This is a genomic window from Acinetobacter sp. ANC_7655 (assembly GCF_056784015.1).
Map to the genome: position 1 here is coordinate 186,716 of NZ_JBWYJB010000001.1, position 18,093 is coordinate 204,808.

At 39.3% G+C, this 18,093-nt stretch carries 17 protein-coding genes; 3 read left to right on the forward strand and 14 right to left on the reverse strand.

Features of this window, described 5'->3' with window-relative positions:
• Positions 1 to 21: 21 nt before the first annotated feature.
• The 12 genes from lpxA to rimO form a co-directional block, all read right to left on the reverse strand.
• A complete protein-coding gene (lpxA, locus tag AC1M9N_RS01050; protein WP_035263657.1) occupies positions 22 to 810 on the reverse strand; it encodes an acyl-ACP--UDP-N-acetylglucosamine O-acyltransferase in 789 nt (262 codons plus the stop codon).
• Entirely contained in the window at positions 807 to 1,289 is a 483-nt protein-coding gene (gene fabZ, locus AC1M9N_RS01055; protein WP_035263658.1) for a 3-hydroxyacyl-ACP dehydratase FabZ, read from the reverse strand. The genes lpxA and fabZ overlap by 4 nt, the downstream gene beginning before the upstream one ends.
• A gap of 1 nt (position 1,290) precedes the next feature.
• The gene (lpxD, locus tag AC1M9N_RS01060; protein WP_092766345.1) at positions 1,291 to 2,361 is read right to left on the reverse strand and encodes a UDP-3-O-(3-hydroxymyristoyl)glucosamine N-acyltransferase; all 1,071 of its coding nucleotides are present in this window, start codon (positions 2,359 to 2,361) and stop codon (positions 1,291 to 1,293) included.
• Between the two features lie 3 nt (positions 2,362 to 2,364).
• Positions 2,365 to 2,853, reverse strand: a complete 489-nt coding sequence (locus tag AC1M9N_RS01065; RefSeq protein WP_179998091.1) for an OmpH/Skp family outer membrane protein — start codon at positions 2,851 to 2,853, stop codon at positions 2,365 to 2,367.
• A 29-nt stretch (positions 2,854 to 2,882) separates the two neighbouring features.
• Complete coding sequence (gene bamA / locus AC1M9N_RS01070; RefSeq protein ID WP_481588191.1) at positions 2,883 to 5,405, reverse strand: outer membrane protein assembly factor BamA; 2,523 nt, start codon at positions 5,403 to 5,405, stop codon at positions 2,883 to 2,885.
• 41 nt (positions 5,406 to 5,446) lie between these two features.
• Complete coding sequence (gene rseP / locus AC1M9N_RS01075; RefSeq protein ID WP_481592675.1) at positions 5,447 to 6,802, reverse strand: RIP metalloprotease RseP; 1,356 nt, start codon at positions 6,800 to 6,802, stop codon at positions 5,447 to 5,449.
• A 1-nt stretch (position 6,803) separates the two neighbouring features.
• Positions 6,804 to 8,000 (reverse strand): 1-deoxy-D-xylulose-5-phosphate reductoisomerase, encoded by a 1,197-nt coding sequence (gene ispC / locus AC1M9N_RS01080; protein WP_481954119.1) that lies wholly within the window; start codon positions 7,998 to 8,000, stop codon positions 6,804 to 6,806.
• Entirely contained in the window at positions 8,001 to 8,825 is an 825-nt protein-coding gene (locus AC1M9N_RS01085; RefSeq protein WP_481954120.1) for a phosphatidate cytidylyltransferase, read from the reverse strand. It abuts the gene before it with no gap.
• Positions 8,826 to 8,827: 2 nt separating this feature from the next.
• Entirely contained in the window at positions 8,828 to 9,574 is a 747-nt protein-coding gene (gene uppS / locus AC1M9N_RS01090; protein WP_481587503.1) for a polyprenyl diphosphate synthase, read from the reverse strand.
• Between the two features lie 8 nt (positions 9,575 to 9,582).
• Positions 9,583 to 10,137 (reverse strand): ribosome recycling factor, encoded by a 555-nt coding sequence (frr, locus tag AC1M9N_RS01095; RefSeq protein WP_035263669.1) that lies wholly within the window; start codon positions 10,135 to 10,137, stop codon positions 9,583 to 9,585.
• 76 nt (positions 10,138 to 10,213) lie between these two features.
• On the reverse strand, positions 10,214 to 10,942 hold the full coding sequence (gene pyrH, locus AC1M9N_RS01100; protein ID WP_035263670.1) for a UMP kinase: 729 nt from the start codon (positions 10,940 to 10,942) through the stop codon (positions 10,214 to 10,216).
• Positions 10,943 to 10,989: 47 nt separating this feature from the next.
• A complete protein-coding gene (rimO, locus tag AC1M9N_RS01105; protein ID WP_481954121.1) occupies positions 10,990 to 12,333 on the reverse strand; it encodes a 30S ribosomal protein S12 methylthiotransferase RimO in 1,344 nt (447 codons plus the stop codon).
• Between the two features lie 361 nt (positions 12,334 to 12,694).
• Here rimO and glnL point away from each other — a divergent pair, with 361 nt between their 5' ends.
• The 3 genes from glnL (at position 12,695) to AC1M9N_RS01120 (ending at position 16,039) form a co-directional block, all read left to right on the forward strand.
• Complete coding sequence (gene glnL, locus AC1M9N_RS01110) at positions 12,695 to 13,804, forward strand: nitrogen regulation protein NR(II) (RefSeq protein WP_481954122.1); 1,110 nt, start codon at positions 12,695 to 12,697, stop codon at positions 13,802 to 13,804.
• Positions 13,791 to 15,281, forward strand: coding sequence for a nitrogen regulation protein NR(I) (gene glnG / locus AC1M9N_RS01115; protein ID WP_481591044.1), 1,491 nt, complete (start codon positions 13,791 to 13,793; stop codon positions 15,279 to 15,281). Before glnL ends, glnG begins: the two co-directional genes overlap by 14 nt.
• A gap of 104 nt (positions 15,282 to 15,385) precedes the next feature.
• Positions 15,386 to 16,039, forward strand: coding sequence for an aminotransferase (locus tag AC1M9N_RS01120; protein ID WP_481588197.1), 654 nt, complete (start codon positions 15,386 to 15,388; stop codon positions 16,037 to 16,039).
• 32 nt (positions 16,040 to 16,071) lie between these two features.
• On the opposite strand, the gene prpC is transcribed toward AC1M9N_RS01120, so the two are convergent.
• On the reverse strand, positions 16,072 to 17,202 hold the full coding sequence (gene prpC, locus AC1M9N_RS01125; protein ID WP_481954123.1) for a bifunctional 2-methylcitrate synthase/citrate synthase: 1,131 nt from the start codon (positions 17,200 to 17,202) through the stop codon (positions 16,072 to 16,074).
• A gap of 4 nt (positions 17,203 to 17,206) precedes the next feature.
• Positions 17,207 to 18,091 carry a methylisocitrate lyase gene (gene prpB / locus AC1M9N_RS01130; protein ID WP_035263679.1) on the reverse strand — a complete coding sequence of 295 codons (885 nt, stop codon included), beginning with the start codon at positions 18,089 to 18,091 and terminating at the stop codon, positions 17,207 to 17,209.
• Positions 18,092 to 18,093: the final 2 nt, after the last annotated feature.

Consider the following 18,093-nt stretch of genomic DNA (forward strand, 5'->3'; position numbering starts at 1 on the left):
TTTTATTGCTAGCAAAAGCTCTTAACGAACAATACCGCGCTTAGATTCATTTAGAGAATCTATGAGGAGCTGAGCTTCAGAAACATTTGGTAAAATTTCAGCAGTAATCTGCTCAATGGCTTGTTGTGTCGTCAGACCACTTTTATAAATCAACTTAAATGATTCTCGTAAACCATTGATCACATCTTTGGACCAACCCTTACGACGCATACCTTCTACATTCATTCCAAATGCATGCGCCGGATTACCAGACACCATCACATAAGCAGGAACATCCTTCAAAATCAATGATGCTCCACCAATCATGCTGTATGAGTCGATTTTACAGAATTGATGAATACCGGAGTTGCCACCGACAACAACGAAGTCACCAACATGCACATGACCTGCGACACCAACATTGTTTGCAAAAATGTTGTTATTACCCACCACACAGTCATGCGCAATATGTGTATTGACCATCAACAGATTATTACTACCAATTTTAGTAATACTTTGATCCTGCACTGTACCGCGATGCAGACTGCAATGCTCACGAATTTTGTTGTTGTCGCCAATCTCAAGCCAAGTTTCTTCACCAGCATACTTAAGATCCTGACACACCTCACCCACACTGGCAAACTGGAAAATTTCGTTTGATTTACCGATGCGGGTATATCCACCAACCACCACATGAGAATGTAACACTGTCCCACTATCAATCGTCACATGAGGACCAATAATCGAATAAGGACCAATTTTTACATCAGAAGCAATCGTTGCCGTAGGATCAATAATTGCTGTAGGGTGGATTAAATCACTGTTACTCATGCTTGCTCTAATTTCTGATGAGAAATAATAATTTCAGCTGTCGCTGCAATTACACCATCAACGCTCGCACTACAAAGATACTTGTAAATACCACGTTTCTGCATTACAAGCTCTGATTTTAACACGAGTTGATCACCAGGAACGACTTGTTTTTTAAAACGAACTTTTTCAGCACCAGCGAAAAGAAAAAGTGAACCCGGTTTGGGTTTTTCATTGTTCATAATAAAGCCAAGAACGCCAGAAATTTGTGCCATCGCCTCAACGATTAAGACACCCGGCATGATTGGATAACCTGGAAAATGACCTTGCATAAACTCTTCATTTATGGAGACATTTTTAAATCCGACAATTCCATTCTCAGTCACTTCTGTAACACGGTCTACCAATAGAAATGGATAACGATGCGGCAAATATTCACGAATTGTTTGAATATTCATCGGCAATTCAGGAATTGAAAAAGATAAAGTAGACTCTGTCATATTATTTACGCAATTTTAAAGTTGATTCGATTGACTCTAACTGAGCCTGCATATCATCTATTTGTTTGACTAATTTGGTCAATGGCACATCTGCTAATTGTCTTAGACGAACAACTGTTCGTTTCCAACGAGAATTTTCGAGCAATCCCATTCCTGAAGAATATGTACCAGCTTCTAAAATGCTACCTGTGACCATTGACATTCCAGTTAGCGTCACATTATCTACAATTTTTAGATGTCCTGAGATACCACAAGCACCTGCAAGGATACAGTTTTTGCCAATCACAGTACTGCCTGCAATACCGCATTTTGCAGCAATTGCAGTATTTTCACCGATTTGAACGTTATGTGCGACTTGCACAAGATTATCAATAATCACACCATCATGAAGTATAGTGTCATCCAAAGCGCCACGATCAATACTACAGTTGGAACCAATTCTGACATCATTTCCAATTTGAACAGACCCGAGTTGAGCAATTCGGTTCCACTTACCTTGATAAGGAGCAAAGCCAAAACCCTCTCCTCCAATTACGGTATTCGCATGGATACGAACACGTTTAGCAATTTTAGATCGACCCGTAATCGTGACATGCGAATCAATGAAACAATCCTCACCGATTTCAACATACTCATCAATTTTAGTTTGCGAATGAATGACTGTATTTGAACCAATCACGGCATGCGGGCCAACCACCACATAATGTCCAATATATACATTATCCCCTATCATAGCACTCGGATCGATTACTGCGGTGGCCTCGATACCACGTTGCACAGTTTTAGATTCGAACACATGAGTTAAAATCGCGAAAGCAAGATACGGATTTTGTACGACAATAAAATTATTATGCTGATTAAGCTGAGCCTGCATCTCAGAAGTGACAATTAAGGCACCTGCTTGAGATGAAATCGCTTCGTCTAAATACTTATCAGAATTTACAAAAGAAATTTGGTTTGAGTTCGCTTGAGTTAAACTTGCAAGACCCTCTAGCAACAGATCTGCATCACCAATAACTTGGCCTTGTACAAGTTTGGCCAAGTGATCGAGACGAAATTGATTTGATTTCATTGACTATTTGATTGCATTAACCTTTTGAATCATTTTAGCAGTTAAATCGTATTTTGGGTCATATGCCAAGGCAGCATTTTTATTTAAAACTAAATCAAGATTATTTTCTTTGCGCAATTGTTCAGCAACTTGTTTAATTCTTGAGTCAAAAACTTTGTTTGTATTTTGAATGGTGCTTTGAACACGTGATTGAACAGTCTGTTGCAAAGATTGAAATTCGTTCATCTTCGTTTGATATTGAGAGGATAGTTGCTGGGCATTCGATTGATTGGCTTGAGCTGATTTAGCCAAAGCTTCAATTTCTTTACCTAACTGTTCCAACTTTACCGTTTGCGGTTTAATTGTCTGCTCAAGCTGAGCATTCTGCTGCTTTAAATACGTGCTATTTTCAACCACTTTTTCTAAATCGATTACCCCATATCCTGCTGCATGTGCAAAGCCAACTACAGATGTGAGTAAAGCCGTTGATATCATTGTTTTAAATATATTCATTATTATTCCTTTTAAGGCAAAAGGCCGTACTAGAAAGTACGACCAATTTCAAATTGAACAGACTTAGTTTCATCACCAGGCTTATCATTCAGTGGGTACGCATAGCTTAATGATAGTGGACCAATCATCGTAATCCATGTGAAGCCTACACCAACACTATAACGCATATTTCCGGCATCGAAGCCAAAGTTATCTTTACAGTACTGTCTAGCATCGAATGCCGTCGGGTTGGTTGCGCCAAAATAAATATTTCCAGTAGGTACGTCACATTGAGTGTCGAACACTTGAGCACCTTCAGCAAAAATAACAGGACGGACCTGTCGCGCCCAGTCGCCTTTAAAAGGAACTGGTAAGATTAATTCAGTGCCAAATTGAACTAATGCATTACCCCCCACCTCTTCAGGGTTTCTATCTTCTCTAGTTAGAGCAGCATCTGTAATACTCGGATATTTTGGACCTAATGTACTATTATCATAACCACGAACAGACCCATAACCACCAGCGTAATAGTTTTTATAGAATGGTAAATCATTACCGAAACCTACCTTACCATAACCACGCCATACAAAATCCTTTCCTAAAGGAATAAAGGCTTGAGTATCGTATGTTACCTTCTGATATTCAACATCACTGCCCGGCAATGCAATCTCTGCATTAACACGATGAGACATACCCGACGTTGGGAAGCGTGGATTATTTAATGTGTTATAAGACCAACCTAAATTTAAACTATAAGTAAAGAAATCACCTTTAAACTCATTACCGTACTCAACTTCAGGTTCAGAGCAAGGTTCATAACCAATTACATTACCGTTATCATCTTTAATTGGCTCTAAGTCGACTGGACAATACTTACCAGTACTTGTTTCCCTACCCCCATTGGCAAGTAAATAATCACGCACATAAGTAGAAACAAATGGACCAGTCGTTACTTCAGTTTGATCAATATTAATACCAGCACTTAAGCTCTGATTCTCATCAATTGGGTAACCAAAGCTCAGACCACCACCAAAACTATCCGTAACATAGTTGTTAACGTTATAGTCTTCGTCTAATTTCGTCTTACGATAATAGAGATTGTAACCACGGCTGACACCATCAATTGTAAAGTATGGATCAGTAACACTTAGGTTATAATAATCTTGTGTCTCAGAACGAGAAAGATCAATCGCTACACGGTTACCTGTACCTAAGAAGTTAGTTTGACTTAAGCCTGCTTGGAACGTAATACCCCCGTTTTGCGAATAACCAACAGCTAAAGTACTTGATCCTGAGTGTTGTTCTTCAACAGCGATATTCAAATCGATTTGATCAGGCGCTCCTGGAACACGTACCGGCTTAACATCAACTTTGCTGAAAAATCCAGTACGCATCAAACGGACTTTTGAAAGATCAATTTTTTCATTACTCGCTAATGCACCTTCCATCTGGCGCATTTCACGACGTAAAACTTCATCAGCAGTCTTGGTATTACCTGTAAAATTAATACGTCTAACCGTAACTTGCTGACCCGGATTGATGTAATAATTCAAATTAACTTTTTTTGTTTCATTGTCAATTTGAGGCACAACATTAATTTCCGCATAGTAATAACCAGCATTACCATACTTACGCTGTAACAACTGTTTTACTGCATTCACCAACTCTTGTGAGTAAGTTGCATCATCTTTATAAATCTTTAGTGCACGAAGATCTTCGTCTTTATATAAAGCATCACCTAAAAATTTGGTTTCACCAAATTTAAATTGCTCACCCTCATTCATTGAAACTTCAATGAAAATATTTTTTTTATCTTCACTGATATTCAAATTAGAGTTGGTAATTTCAAAATTGATATAACCTTTATTAAGGTATAAAGCTCTTAATGCTTCAAGGCTTGCTGCCATTTTTTCACGCGCGTAGCGATCATTTCTGGAAATGACAGATAACCATCCGCTTTCCTTAACAGCAAAGACTTGCTTAATTTCATCGTCTTTAAATACAGTATTACCAATTAAATTAATTTCAAAAACTTTAGCTGGTTTACCTTCAATGAAATTAATATTGACATCTACACGGTTATTGGCTTTTGCAACAGTTTCAACCTGAATATCCGCATTGTAGCGACCTTGTTGTGAATACTGTTGTTCAAGCTCGGTTTCTAGCGTCTGAAGTGCAGATTTAGTGAGCACCTCACCTTCAGCTAGACCCATTTTCTTCAAGCCCTCTTCCAAGGCTTCTTTTGGAATGAGCTTATTACCCTTGAAATTGATTTTAGAAATAATAGGACGTTCAACGACTTTAAAAACCAAAACATCGTTTTCTTTGAAAGCTTGAATATCATCAAACGAATTAGAGGCATACAAAGCACGAATCGCATTCGCAATCACTGGATCATTAATGCGATCCCCAGCATTCACCGGTAACATTGCGAGTACATTAGCCTGCGTTAGTCGAACTAATCCATCAACACGCACATCCCGCGCGATAAACTCGTCTGCTGCATATACTTGTTGTACTGCTGCCATTGCGCTAACGAGTGCCAATGGCATAAATAAATGTTTGTGCTGCATGCCTATTGTTTTCCAGTAAGTTAATTATCCATCTATAACGCTTATAAACGCATAAAATCATTAAATATTGCGAGAAACATCATACTTCCCAGCAACACCATACCAATTTTTAATCCAACCAATTGTATTTGTTCAGAAACAGGTTTACCACGAATTAATTCAATTATGTAATAAACTAAATGCCCACCATCCAACATCGGAATCGGAAGCAAATTTAATATCCCCAAACTTACACTCATTAATGCCATAAATGAAATGAAAGTTTGCCACCCCATTTCAGCACTTTGACCTGCAACTTTAGCAATCGTAATTGGACCCGAGAGATTATCCAACCCAATCAATCCACGAATCATTTTGACAATTGAGCCAAGGATCATAGAAGATAATTGACCCGTTTTTTCAACCGCAACCACAAAAGCTTCCGCTGGATTATATTGAATTGTATGCTTATATTCAGCAGGAATATTGATCTGACCAGATTGAGCTTGCACTCCCAACATTCCTGTCGTATTGCCCATATTGTCACGCTTTCCTTGCGGCATGACCTTTAATTGAACAATCTCGCCTTGACGCATCACTTCAATATTCAATAGTTTTTCTGGTGATTTTTGTACTATATCAACAACTTCAAACCAATCGTTAATTTTTTTATTATCAATCGCGACAATTACATCACCTTCTTTCATCCCTTGGCGTATAGCAGCGCCATCTTCAGATAATTTATGAACCACTGGTTGAATATGAGGTCGATATGGTAAAAACCCCAAGACATCCAAAGGTGATTGAGACTGATCTTTTAGAAATTGCTGAATCGGTAAATTAAAAGTTTGTACCTGACCATCACGATCAGCTTGAATTTGAATCGTACCAGTTTCACCTACGCGATCAATCAGCGCATAATTCAATTTTTCCCAAGTTGGCGTCGCAGTTCCATCCACTGCTATGATTTTATCACCAGAACGCATCTCTACTTGTGCGGCTGGCGTATTTTCAATCACTTTACCAACTCGAGTGTTTAATTGTTCCTGAGCTGGTAAGAACAGAATCCAAAAAAGTAAAACAGCAAAAATTAAATTAACAAGTGGTCCCGCAGCAACGATTGCAATTCGTTTTAAAGGAGATTGCCGATTAAACGCATAAGGTAAATCTTCTGCACTTACATTACCTTCACGCTCATCTAGCATTTTTACATAACCACCTAAAGGTAATGCAGAGAGCTGATATTGAATGCCTGACTTTTTAGAGGTCCACTTTAGAACTGTTGGACCAAATCCAATTGAATACACAAGAACCTTAACGCCAAGTTTTCGTGCTACCCAGTAATGTCCAAATTCATGAATTGCAATCAATGGACCTAGAAGCAAAATAGCCGCGACGATAATGAAAAGTATATTCATCTTAGGTACTCAGTGAATTCGTGAGTTGAATAGCATAGCGACGTGCAAGCGCATCAGTCTCTAAGATCAGCTCTAAAGAATCAGCATTTGAATTTTGAACATGATTCAAAGTGGATTCAACAACTTTAGGAATATCTAAAAATTTGATTTTATCTTTTAAAAATGCTTCAACCGCGATTTCATTTGCAGCATTTAAGATCGCAGGCGCCAATCCTCCAGATTTCATTGCTTCACGAGCCAATTGCAGCGCTGGAAAGCGCACAGTATCAGGCTGCTTAAAATTAAGCGTATCGTTTACAAATAAATCTAGCGGAGGAACATGTGTTTCAATTCGATTTGGCCATGCAAATGCATGTGCAATCGGCGTACACATATCAGGATTACCCATTTGAGCCAAAGTACTACCATCAACATACTGAACCATTGAGTGAATAATACTTTGTGGGTGCACAACCACTGTAACAAAATGTTCTTGAATTGAAAATAAATGACAGGCCTCGATCAACTCGAGACCTTTGTTCATTAGCGTTGCCGAATCAACTGATATCTTCTGCCCCATAGACCAATTAGGGTGCTTACAAGCCTGTGCAGGTGTCACCTTACTGAGCTCATCTAGCGTATGATGCAAAAATGGCCCCCCAGAAGCAGTCAACAAAATTTGTGAAACACCTAACTGGGGTTTACCACCTGTATCTAATTGTAAATAATTTTGAGGCAGGCACTGAAATATTGCGTTATGTTCAGAATCTACAGGTAATAATAAGGCTTTATTCTCTTTAGCGGCCTTCATCATGATGTCACCAGACATCACCAACGATTCTTTATTTGCTAGAAGAACACGCTTACCAGCTTGAACAGCAGCGAGTGTTGGCAATAATCCTGCCGCACCCACTATCGCCGCCATCACGATATCAACCTGAGGATGCTCAGCAACAGCGATTAAACCCGACTCATCAGAGAGAATTTCGGTTGAAGTGATATTTTTTAATTTGAAAAATTGATGTAGTTCATCCACCTTGCCTGAAGGTACAACAGCATACTGTGGATGATATTGTTGACATATTTCGCTTAACTGCTCTACACGACTAAATGCAGATACCGCAAAAACATTGTACTTCTCTGGATGTCGATCAATGACTTTTAAGGTACTTTGTCCAATTGAACCCGTTACACCTAATATACATACTGATTGAGACATCTATAAATCTACACCAACAAGTTTTAAAACAAATATTCCCGCAGCAAAAATAGGTGCGGCAGCAAGCAATGAGTCAATGCGATCTAATACACCACCATGACCAGGCAAAATACGACCTGAATCCTTAATACCTGCACGACGCTTAATCATTGATTCAAATAAATCACCTTGAACTGAGCTAAATACTGTCAGCACAGATAGGAGTAAAAATAGAATATGCTCTACTGCGGTTAAATCTAAATAACTAAATTGTACAAATAAGATAACAATGATGACTGTAATTACACCACCGATTAACCCTTCAATAGATTTATTCGGGCTCACCTCAGGTGCAAGCTTACGCTTACCAAGCTTCCTACCTACAAAATACGCCCCACTATCAGCACCCCACACTAAGAGGAATAGATACATGAGCCACCAAGGTGAACTTATCCAGACTTCGTATATTGCCGATACTGCAGCGCTAATAATCACTACACCAATCCAATTCAGTGAAGTGTTATACCACGCATCATAAAGAGGATATTGCTTAACCCAATAAATGGTAATAACCCAAGTAATAATCGAAGCACTCCACAACAGCAGTACTAGATCATCAAAATAAAGCGCAATTGCAGAAAATACCGCAGTGATTACACCAAAGCATCCTGCTTTAAATTTATTCACTTGATCAGTTTGACGAGGCATGAGTTTAAACCACTCATAGCCAGCCCCCCCGGCAGCGATAATCATTAACGCTAACATTGGATAAATGGATGTAGTTGCAAACATACAGCTCAAGACTACAGCCACTAAAATCAATGCGGTAATTATCCGCTCTAACATTATTAGTTCTCTATTTTCTCTTGTTGGACCTGCTCAGAGGTTTTTCCAAAGCGCCTTTCACGCCCTAAAAACACACCAAAGGCATGATCCAATTCTTCTGTTGTGAATTCTGGCCACAACGTCTCAGTAAAATACAACTCAGCATATGCAGATTGCCATAATAAAAAATTAGACAATCGATAATCACCACCAGTACGAATCAATAAGTCGACTGGAGGTAAGTCACCTAAACTGACATGCTGAGCAAACAAATCAACATCAACTTGATCAACATCAATTTTTTGTTCTTTGACGAGTTGTGCGATTGTTTTAGCAGTTTGTGCGATATCCCACATTCCACCATAGCTCACAGCAATTGTGAGCGTCATTTCTGTGAAAGTAGCAGTCCTTTGTTCTGCTTGCAACATTAATTGTTGCAATTCTGGCGATAAACGAGAGCGATCCCCGATGAATCTAAGCCCAATCTGAAACTTTATCATTCGAGGAATTTGTTCATTAATCGTCTCTTCCAACAGTTTCATGAGCAAATCAACTTCGTACTGAGGTCGATTCCAGTTTTCACTTGAGAAGGCATAAACAGTAAGTGCTTTTACACCCACTTTACGACAATGCTCTACAATCGGATCAAGGACATTTTTTCCTTCACGGTGTCCATCACCTTTTTGTAGATGTTTCTTTTTTGCAAAACGATTGTTGCCATCCATAATGATGGCAACATGTTGAGGCAGAAGCTCTGCTGAGATGGTCATTATATAGCTTAGACCTTCATCAACTCTGCTTCTTTTGCTGCTAAACGCTTTTCAACTTCAGCAACAAATTTATCTGTGATTTTTTGGATTTCATCGCCAGCACGACGCTCATCGTCTTCAGAAATTTCTTTTTCTTTCAGCAACGCTTTAATATCACCTAATACATCACGGCGAATATTACGAATCGCAACTTTTGCATTTTCAGCCTCGTTACGTGCCACTTTTTGCATATCACGGCGTGTTTCTTCAGTTAATGCCGCCATTGGTACACGAATTGAATCAGCAGTAATTGGGTTCAAACCTAAATCTGACTCACGAATTGCTTTATCAATTGCAGCAACCATGGTGCGCTCGAAAGGTTGAACAAGCAATGTACGCGAATCTTCAACACCAATGTTAGCAACTTGGTTTAATGGCACATCAGAGCCATAGTAAGGAACCATTACGCCGTTAAGAATTGATGGATGTGCACGACCTGTACGAACTTTAGCAAAACCATGCTCTAATGAGTCCAATGATTTATTCATGCGCTCTTCAGCATCTTTTTTAAGATCGTTAATCATGTGATCTTCCTTACCTAATTCTCAAAATTTAAATCAAAATAGTGTTTAGTATAAATAGCTTTGAAAGCCACGTACATCAATTAGTAACGTGAGTACCTTCTTTTTCACCCATAACCACTGACAATAACGCACCTGATTTATTCATATCGAATACTTGAAGTGGAACATTATGGTCACGGCATAAGCAAATCGCGGTTAAATCCATTACACCAAGTTTCTCATCTAAGACTTGGTCAAATGTTAATGCATCATATTTAACAGCATCTTCGTATTTGCTTGGATCTTTATTGTAGACACCATCTACCTTCGTCGCTTTAAGAATTAAGTTGGCCTCAATCTCAATACCACGTAAGCAAGCAGCGGTATCTGTCGTAAAGAATGGATTACCAGTACCCGCCACAAACACACAAACTTCACCATTATTTAAATGACGAATCGCATCACGGCTAGAATATGATTCTACAACTGTACCGATTGGTAATGCTGACATTAAACGGGTTTTAATATTACGACGTACCAATGCATCTCGTAGCGCCAAACCGTTCATCACAGTTGCTAGCATACCCATTTGATCACCTGTTACGCGACCAACCAAACCATCTTGCTGTAATTGGCTACCACGATAAAGGTTACCACCACCCACAACGATACCAACTTGCACACCTAGACCAACCAAGTGAGCAATAGATAAAGACATTTGATCAAGCACTTGTGCATCAATACCCATATCTTTATTGCCTGCTAGCGCTTCACCCGAAAGTTTTAGCAGAATACGACCAAAGCGTGGTTTTTTAGAATCTAACATCACAAACTCCAATATCCGAATTCATTTATAAGTATTACTTCAAACAATTATGCGGTTTTAATTTCAATCAATTCTGCATAAAGGTCGTATTCATCCGCATCAGTGATTTTAACAACCAGTAAATCACCTGCTTTAATCATGCTCTTATCAATATCTTCAACAAAGACATTTCCATCAATTTCAGGGGCATCTGCATAAGAACGCGCCACTGCAACTGGAAACTCTTCTTCTAGATCATCAACCAGCACAGTCATGATTTGACCAATACGCTTTTGTAGTTTTGCAGCAGAAATTTCTTGCTGAACCTGCATAAAGCGTTCGTAGCGTTCCTGTTTAATTTCTTCAGGCACATGATCTGGCAGATCATTTGCAGTTGCACCTTCAACTGGAGAGTATGTAAAACAACCAACGCGATCGAGCTGAGCTTCTTTCAACCAATCTAGAAGTTGCACGAAATCTTCTTCAGTTTCACCCGGGAAGCCAACAACAAATGTTGAACGAATGACTAAATCAAGACACTTTTCACGCCAAACTTTTAAACGCTCTAGCGTGTTTTCACTATGCGCTGGACGCTTCATTAGTTTTAAAATTTTAGGGCTAGCGTGTTGGAATGGAATATCTAAGTAAGGCAAGATCTTACCCTGTGCCATCAAATCGATAACCGCATCAACATGTGGATATGGGTAGACATAATGCAGACGCACCCAAATACCCAATTGACCTAATGCTTCACACATATCATAGAACTTAGTTTTTACAGGCTGACCATTCCAAAAATCAAGCTTGTATTTTGTATCTACACCATATGCCGAAGTATCTTGAGAAATAACCAAGACTTCCTTTACACCAGATCGTTTTAAAGCCGCCGCTTCTTCTAATACAGAACCAACTGGGCGAGATACCAGATCGCCACGCATACTTGGGATAATACAGAAGGTACAACGATGGTTACACCCTTCAGATATCTTCAAATATGCATAATGTTTTGGTGTTAGTCGAATACCTTGTTCTGGTACAAGATCAATAAACGGATTGTGTTTAGGGGGTTCAGGAACATATTGATGCACAGCTTCCATTACTTCTTGATAAGCTGCTGCACCAGTAACTTTAAGTACGTTTGGATGCATTTGACGAATTTTTTCTTCATCTTTACCCAAACAACCTGTTACGATGACGCGACCGTTCGCACTCATCGCCTCGCCAATCGCGTCTAATGACTCTTGTACTGCAGATTCAATAAAACCACAGGTATTAACAACAACTAAATCAGCACCGTCATAATCCGACGCTACATCATAACCTTCAGTTTTTAACTGAGTAAGAATTCGCTCGGAATCTACCAATGCCTTAGGACAACCTAAAGAAACAAAACCGACTTTGGGGGATTTCATGAATCTGCGCTCCACTAGAATCCGCGTATTGTATGTCTTTTCAATTCATAAAAACAGTTGAAAACCCCACTCTTTGCATAACGCACCAAAATATTCCTATAAATTTTAAAAAATATTGCAATCGCACCAATATGATGCATTATTAAATAAACCCAACTTTGCATGAATATTTTGCAATCGCTTCGCGCTTTTTTTCTTAATAAATGAGTTCATTTTAGTTGTATTTAACGATTTCAAACAAAGTTGGCTCATATTTTGCTTTATTTGAGGACGTTAAAATTAAATAACTCCCTCTTTGTGAGCAGTGATGGAAAAACTCATAGATGCAATTGCTCTATTTTAAGACAGGATTTTGAGGTTAATGAATCAACAACCAACGATTGATTACCGTTTACTCGTAGACAACTTGAGCACTGCGATACTTTTAGTCGATAGTGAATTAAATATTTTTTATTTAAATTCCTCATGTGAAGCACTCTTTGATATCAGCTTATTAAGAGCATCAGGTCAATCTGTGCTCAGTATTTTACAATCTCCAGGTGATTCATTTAACACAGAAGAAGCACTCACGAATACATTACTCACGGGGCAAGCTTATACCCGCCGTGAAGCGACTATTATTGTGAACTTTAAAGATGTACATGTTGACTATTCTGTTGCCCAACTTAACACTGGCAAAAGTTATCACCCCCTCCTTCTGATTGAACTCAATCCAATTGATCGAATGTTGAAAATTTCTAAAGAAGAAAATTTTATTCAACAACATCAGGTCGCACGCCAATTAATCAGAGGTGTCGCGCATGAGATTAAGAATCCATTAGGGGGCATACGTGGCGCAACTCAATTATTGGCACGTAGTTTAATTGATCCTGAATATAAAGAATTTACGGACATTATTATTAGTGAAGTAGATCGCCTGAGAAATCTTGCTGACACAATGCTCGGTTCTCGGCAGTTACCAAGCTATGAACCTGTAAATATTCACGAGCCCTTGGAACGCGTTCGTTCTCTGATTGTGAACCAAACAAAAAAGAAAATTAAAATTACTCGTGATTATGATCTTTCTTTACCTGATGTTGAAGCAGATCGGGATCAACTTATTCAAGTGATGTTGAACATCAGTGTAAATGCTATTCAGGCCATGACTGAAAATAAAGAGTTTTTTCAAGACACTCAACCTGAATTAACCCTGCGTACACGTATTCATCGCCTTGTCACGATTAACGGAACTTTACATCGCTCAACTGTTCGAATTGATATCGAAGATAACGGCCCTGGCGTTCCAGAGGAAATTTTAGAGTCCGTATTTTATCCATTAGTCACAGGACGCGCTAAAGGAACAGGCTTAGGTCTGAGCATCGCACAAAATATTATGCATCAACACAATGGAATGATTGAATGCCAATCTGTTCCAGGCAAAACCGTATTTAGTCTTTATATACCTTGGGAGTTAAACCATGTCGCGAAATAAAATTTGGGTAATAGATGACGATCGCGCCATGCGTTGGGTTCTAGAAAAAACATTTAAAGAAGAAGGTTTAGATGTTACCAGTTTCGAAGAAGCTCAATCTGCACTGGATCAGTTACTTGATGATACACCTGATGTAATTTTGACAGATATACGGATGCCAGGAATTGATGGTCTTACCTTTCTCGCTAAAGTCAAAGGTCATTATCCTGATCTACCTGTGATCATCATGACGGCACATTCGGATCTAGAGTCAGCAGTATCAAGCTATCAAACGGGTGCTTTTGAATATTTACCAAAACCATTTGATATTGATGAGGCTTTAGCACTTGTCAATCGTGCCATCATGCACATTAATAAGCTCCAACAACAAGAATCTGCGAAATCATCCGTACAGCCAATTCAATCAACTGAGATCATTGGAGAATCTCCTGCAATGCAGGAAGTCTTCCGAGCAATTGGACGTTTGTCGCAATCACACATTACGGTATTAATTAATGGTGAGTCAGGTACAGGTAAAGAGTTAGTCGCTCATGCATTGCATCGTCATTCACCACGTAGCAGCAAGCCATTTATTGCGCTTAATATGGCTGCCATTCCGAAAGATTTGATTGAAACTGAATTATTTGGTCATGAAAAAGGTGCATTCACTGGCGCTAATACTCAGCGACAAGGTCGTTTTGAGCAAGCCAATGGCGGTACATTATTCCTTGATGAAATTGGGGACATGCCATTCGAAACCCAAACGCGTTTATTGCGTGTTTTAGCTGATGGCGAGTTTTATCGCGTCGGTGGACACATTCCAGTGCGTGTTGATGTCCGCATTGTCGCTGCGACTCACCAAGATCTAGAAAAATTAGTACATGATGGACGCTTCCGTGAGGATCTTTATCATCGTCTGAATGTAATTCGTATTCATATTCCTAAACTTGCTCACCGCTCGGAAGACATTCCGATGCTCGCACAACACTTTCTCGCACGAGCAGGTAAAGAACTTGGTGTAAGTCCAAAGATTTTACGTACAGAAACTATTGAATACATGAAACAGTTGCCTTGGCAAGGTAATGTACGTCAACTTGAAAACACATGTCGCTGGCTGACAGTGATGATTACTGGAAGAGAGGTTTACCCAGAAGATCTTCCTTCTGAGTTAAAACAACTACCAATCCAAAAATCTGATGATCCAAATCATCCACACAATCAAGCAGATCGTATCGCTATTCAACATTGGGATGAGTTGCTTAGTCAGTGGGCTGTACAAAAACTCAAAAATGGCGAAATGAAATTATTGGATATCGCCACGCCTATGTTTGAACGCACCTTAATTAATGCTGCACTACAACAAACTCGAGGAAGAAAACGCCATGCTGCTGAGCTTTTAGGTTGGGGTCGCAATACCTTGACTCGTAAGCTAAAAGAATTAGGAATGGATACTGCTGAAGATGATGAAGATGAAGTTGTAAGCACTACTGCCGAGTAAACTTCTAGATTTAGGTTAATCAACACATTTGATTAACCTATTCTTCATCATAATTCTAAAATTTTAAATCATGCTCAATATAAAATACAAAAAGATGAGTCCAAATGAACAATAATCACTTAAAGCATAAAACTTATCTAGGTATCATCTTCTGCCTTATTTCTTCACCCTCCTTTGCCACAGTCGGCGGTCCGGAGACAATAGAAGTACTAGGTTCAGATATTAAAGATCAGAAAATATATTATTTACGCCATTACCATGATGAATCTGGTCGACTACCAACACTTTATTATTATTTGCTCAACAGCAGAAACCCACATAAAGCGATTGAGGTTCAATCCATTTATACCCCATTAAATAGCCGAAATCACATTACTGAAACTCAGCATACGCTTCGCAAAATTCAAAGTATTCAAGCTCGCCTTGTCAAACCAGCGCCATTAAGCCCTAAGACTGCTAACCTAAAATTAAATAAACAAAGAGAACAGACTGGAAATTTTTGGTTAAACGTGCCTGAAATTAAAGTAAGTAAATTCCAATCTCAGGTACAACTCAGCCAAAGTTCTAAACCTTCAATGTATAAAAGCCAACAATTCGAGAATATTCGATATCATCGTAATTTACCTCAGATCAAAAAACTTTACGCATTTCCTCACACTTTCCCCAATTATCGCGTTGCAGTTATTAGTTATATGGGTATTCCTACTGAAACAGGCTACGAAAAACAAGATGCCATTTTACTCTGCTCAACAAAATAAAAAGCTCCCGAAGGAGCTTTTTATTATGCTTTTCAAGCACGCTGTTCAATTGGTACAACTTTGCGTAATTCAGGTCCTGTGTAATCTGCACTTGGTCGAATAATACGGTTGTCCGCACGCTGCTCCATCACATGTGCCGCCCATCCTGTTGCACGAGACATCACAAAAATTGGCGTGAATAGCTTCGTTGGTATACCCATAAAGTGATAAGCAGAAGCATGGAAGAAATCAGCATTACAGAATAATTTTTTCTCTCGCCACATGACTTCTTCACAACGTACTGATACTGGATATAAAACAGTATCTCCTACGTCCTTAGCCAAGCGCTCAGACCATACCTTAATAATCCCATTACGTGGATCATTGTCTTTGTAAATTGCATGACCAAAGCCCATGATTTTTTCTTTGCGTTCGAGCATACCCAGCATTTCGCGCTCAGCTTCTTCAGGAGATTTCCATTGCTCAATCATATCCATTGCCGCTTCATTTGCACCGCCATGCAGTGGACCACGCAAAGAACCAATCGCACCTGTAATACACGAATGTAAATCTGATAACGTCGAAGCACACACACGTGCCGTAAATGTTGAAGCGTTAAATTCATGTTCTGCATAGAGAATTAAAGAAACATTCATGACTTGTTCATGCAATTCATTAGGTTTTTCGCCACGCAATAAATGCAAGAATTGAGCACCAATTGAGTCGTCATCAGTATTTTCTTCGATACGAACACCATCATGGCTATATCGATACCAATAACAAATAATGGCTGGCAATGTTGCCAAAATACGATCAGCTATATCTTGCTGTTCACCAAAGGACTGTTCTGTTTCTAAGTTACCCAACATAGAAACACCTGTACGCATAACATCCATAGGATGTGAATCTGCTGGGATACGTTCAAGCACTTCTTTTAATGCTTGCGGTAACGCTCTCAGTGATTTTAGTTTTGCTTTATAGTCCGCAAGTTGTTGCGCCGTAGGTAGTTCACCAAAGAAAATTAAATATGCAACTTCTTCAAATTGGCAATTTTCCGCCAAATCCTGAACATCATAACCACGATATGTTAAGCCTGCACCACTTTTCCCAACGGTTGAAAGTGCTGTTTTACCTGCGACTTGTCCACGCAATCCTGCGCCAGTCAATACTTTTCCTTCAGCCATTTTTTTATTTCTCCTGAGTGAATAGCTTATCTAGTGTGTTTTCGAAAGTATGATAATCAAGGAACTCGTATAATTCTTTTCGTTGTTGCATTTTATCAATAACATTCACTTGCGTGCCGTCTTTACGAATTGAATGCATCACTTCTAATGCTGCTTTCTGCATCGCACGTGTCGCAGACAATGGGTATAACACCATTGAAATCCCCTGTTCTGCTAGCTCTTCGGTAGTATAATAAGGGGTATCACCAAATTCAGTGATATTCGCTAGCACAGGCACACCTACAGCATCACAGACTGTTTTATACATCGTTATATCAGTCATCGCTTCCGCAAAAATAGCATCAGCTCCAGCTTCAACACATGCACATGCACGATCAATGACGGCTTGAAGCCCTTCTTTTTGCAGCGCATCCGTACGTGCCATGACCACGAAATTAGAATCAGTTTTTGCATCAACAGCAGCCTTAATACGGTCTACCATTTCTTGTTGTGACACAATTTCTTTATTCGGACGATGTCCGCAGCGTTTTTGCGCAACTTGGTCTTCAATATGAACAGCAGCAGCTCCAGCAGCGATCATTTGCTTGATACTTCGTGCGATATTAAATGCACCGCCCCAACCTGTATCAATATCCACAAGCAAAGGCGTATCTACACGTTCAGTGATACGACGAACATCTTCAAGCACATTATCTAAACTCGTCATTCCCAAATCAGGAAGACCATAGGAATAGTTTGCAACACCTGCGCCTGATAGATAAATTGCTTTATAGCCAACTTGTTTTGCCATCATTGCTGCATATGCATTTACAGTTCCGATGATTTGTAATGGCTTTTCCACTTCTAATGCTTGTCTAAATCTTAAGCCTGCAGACGATTGTTCTGTCATAT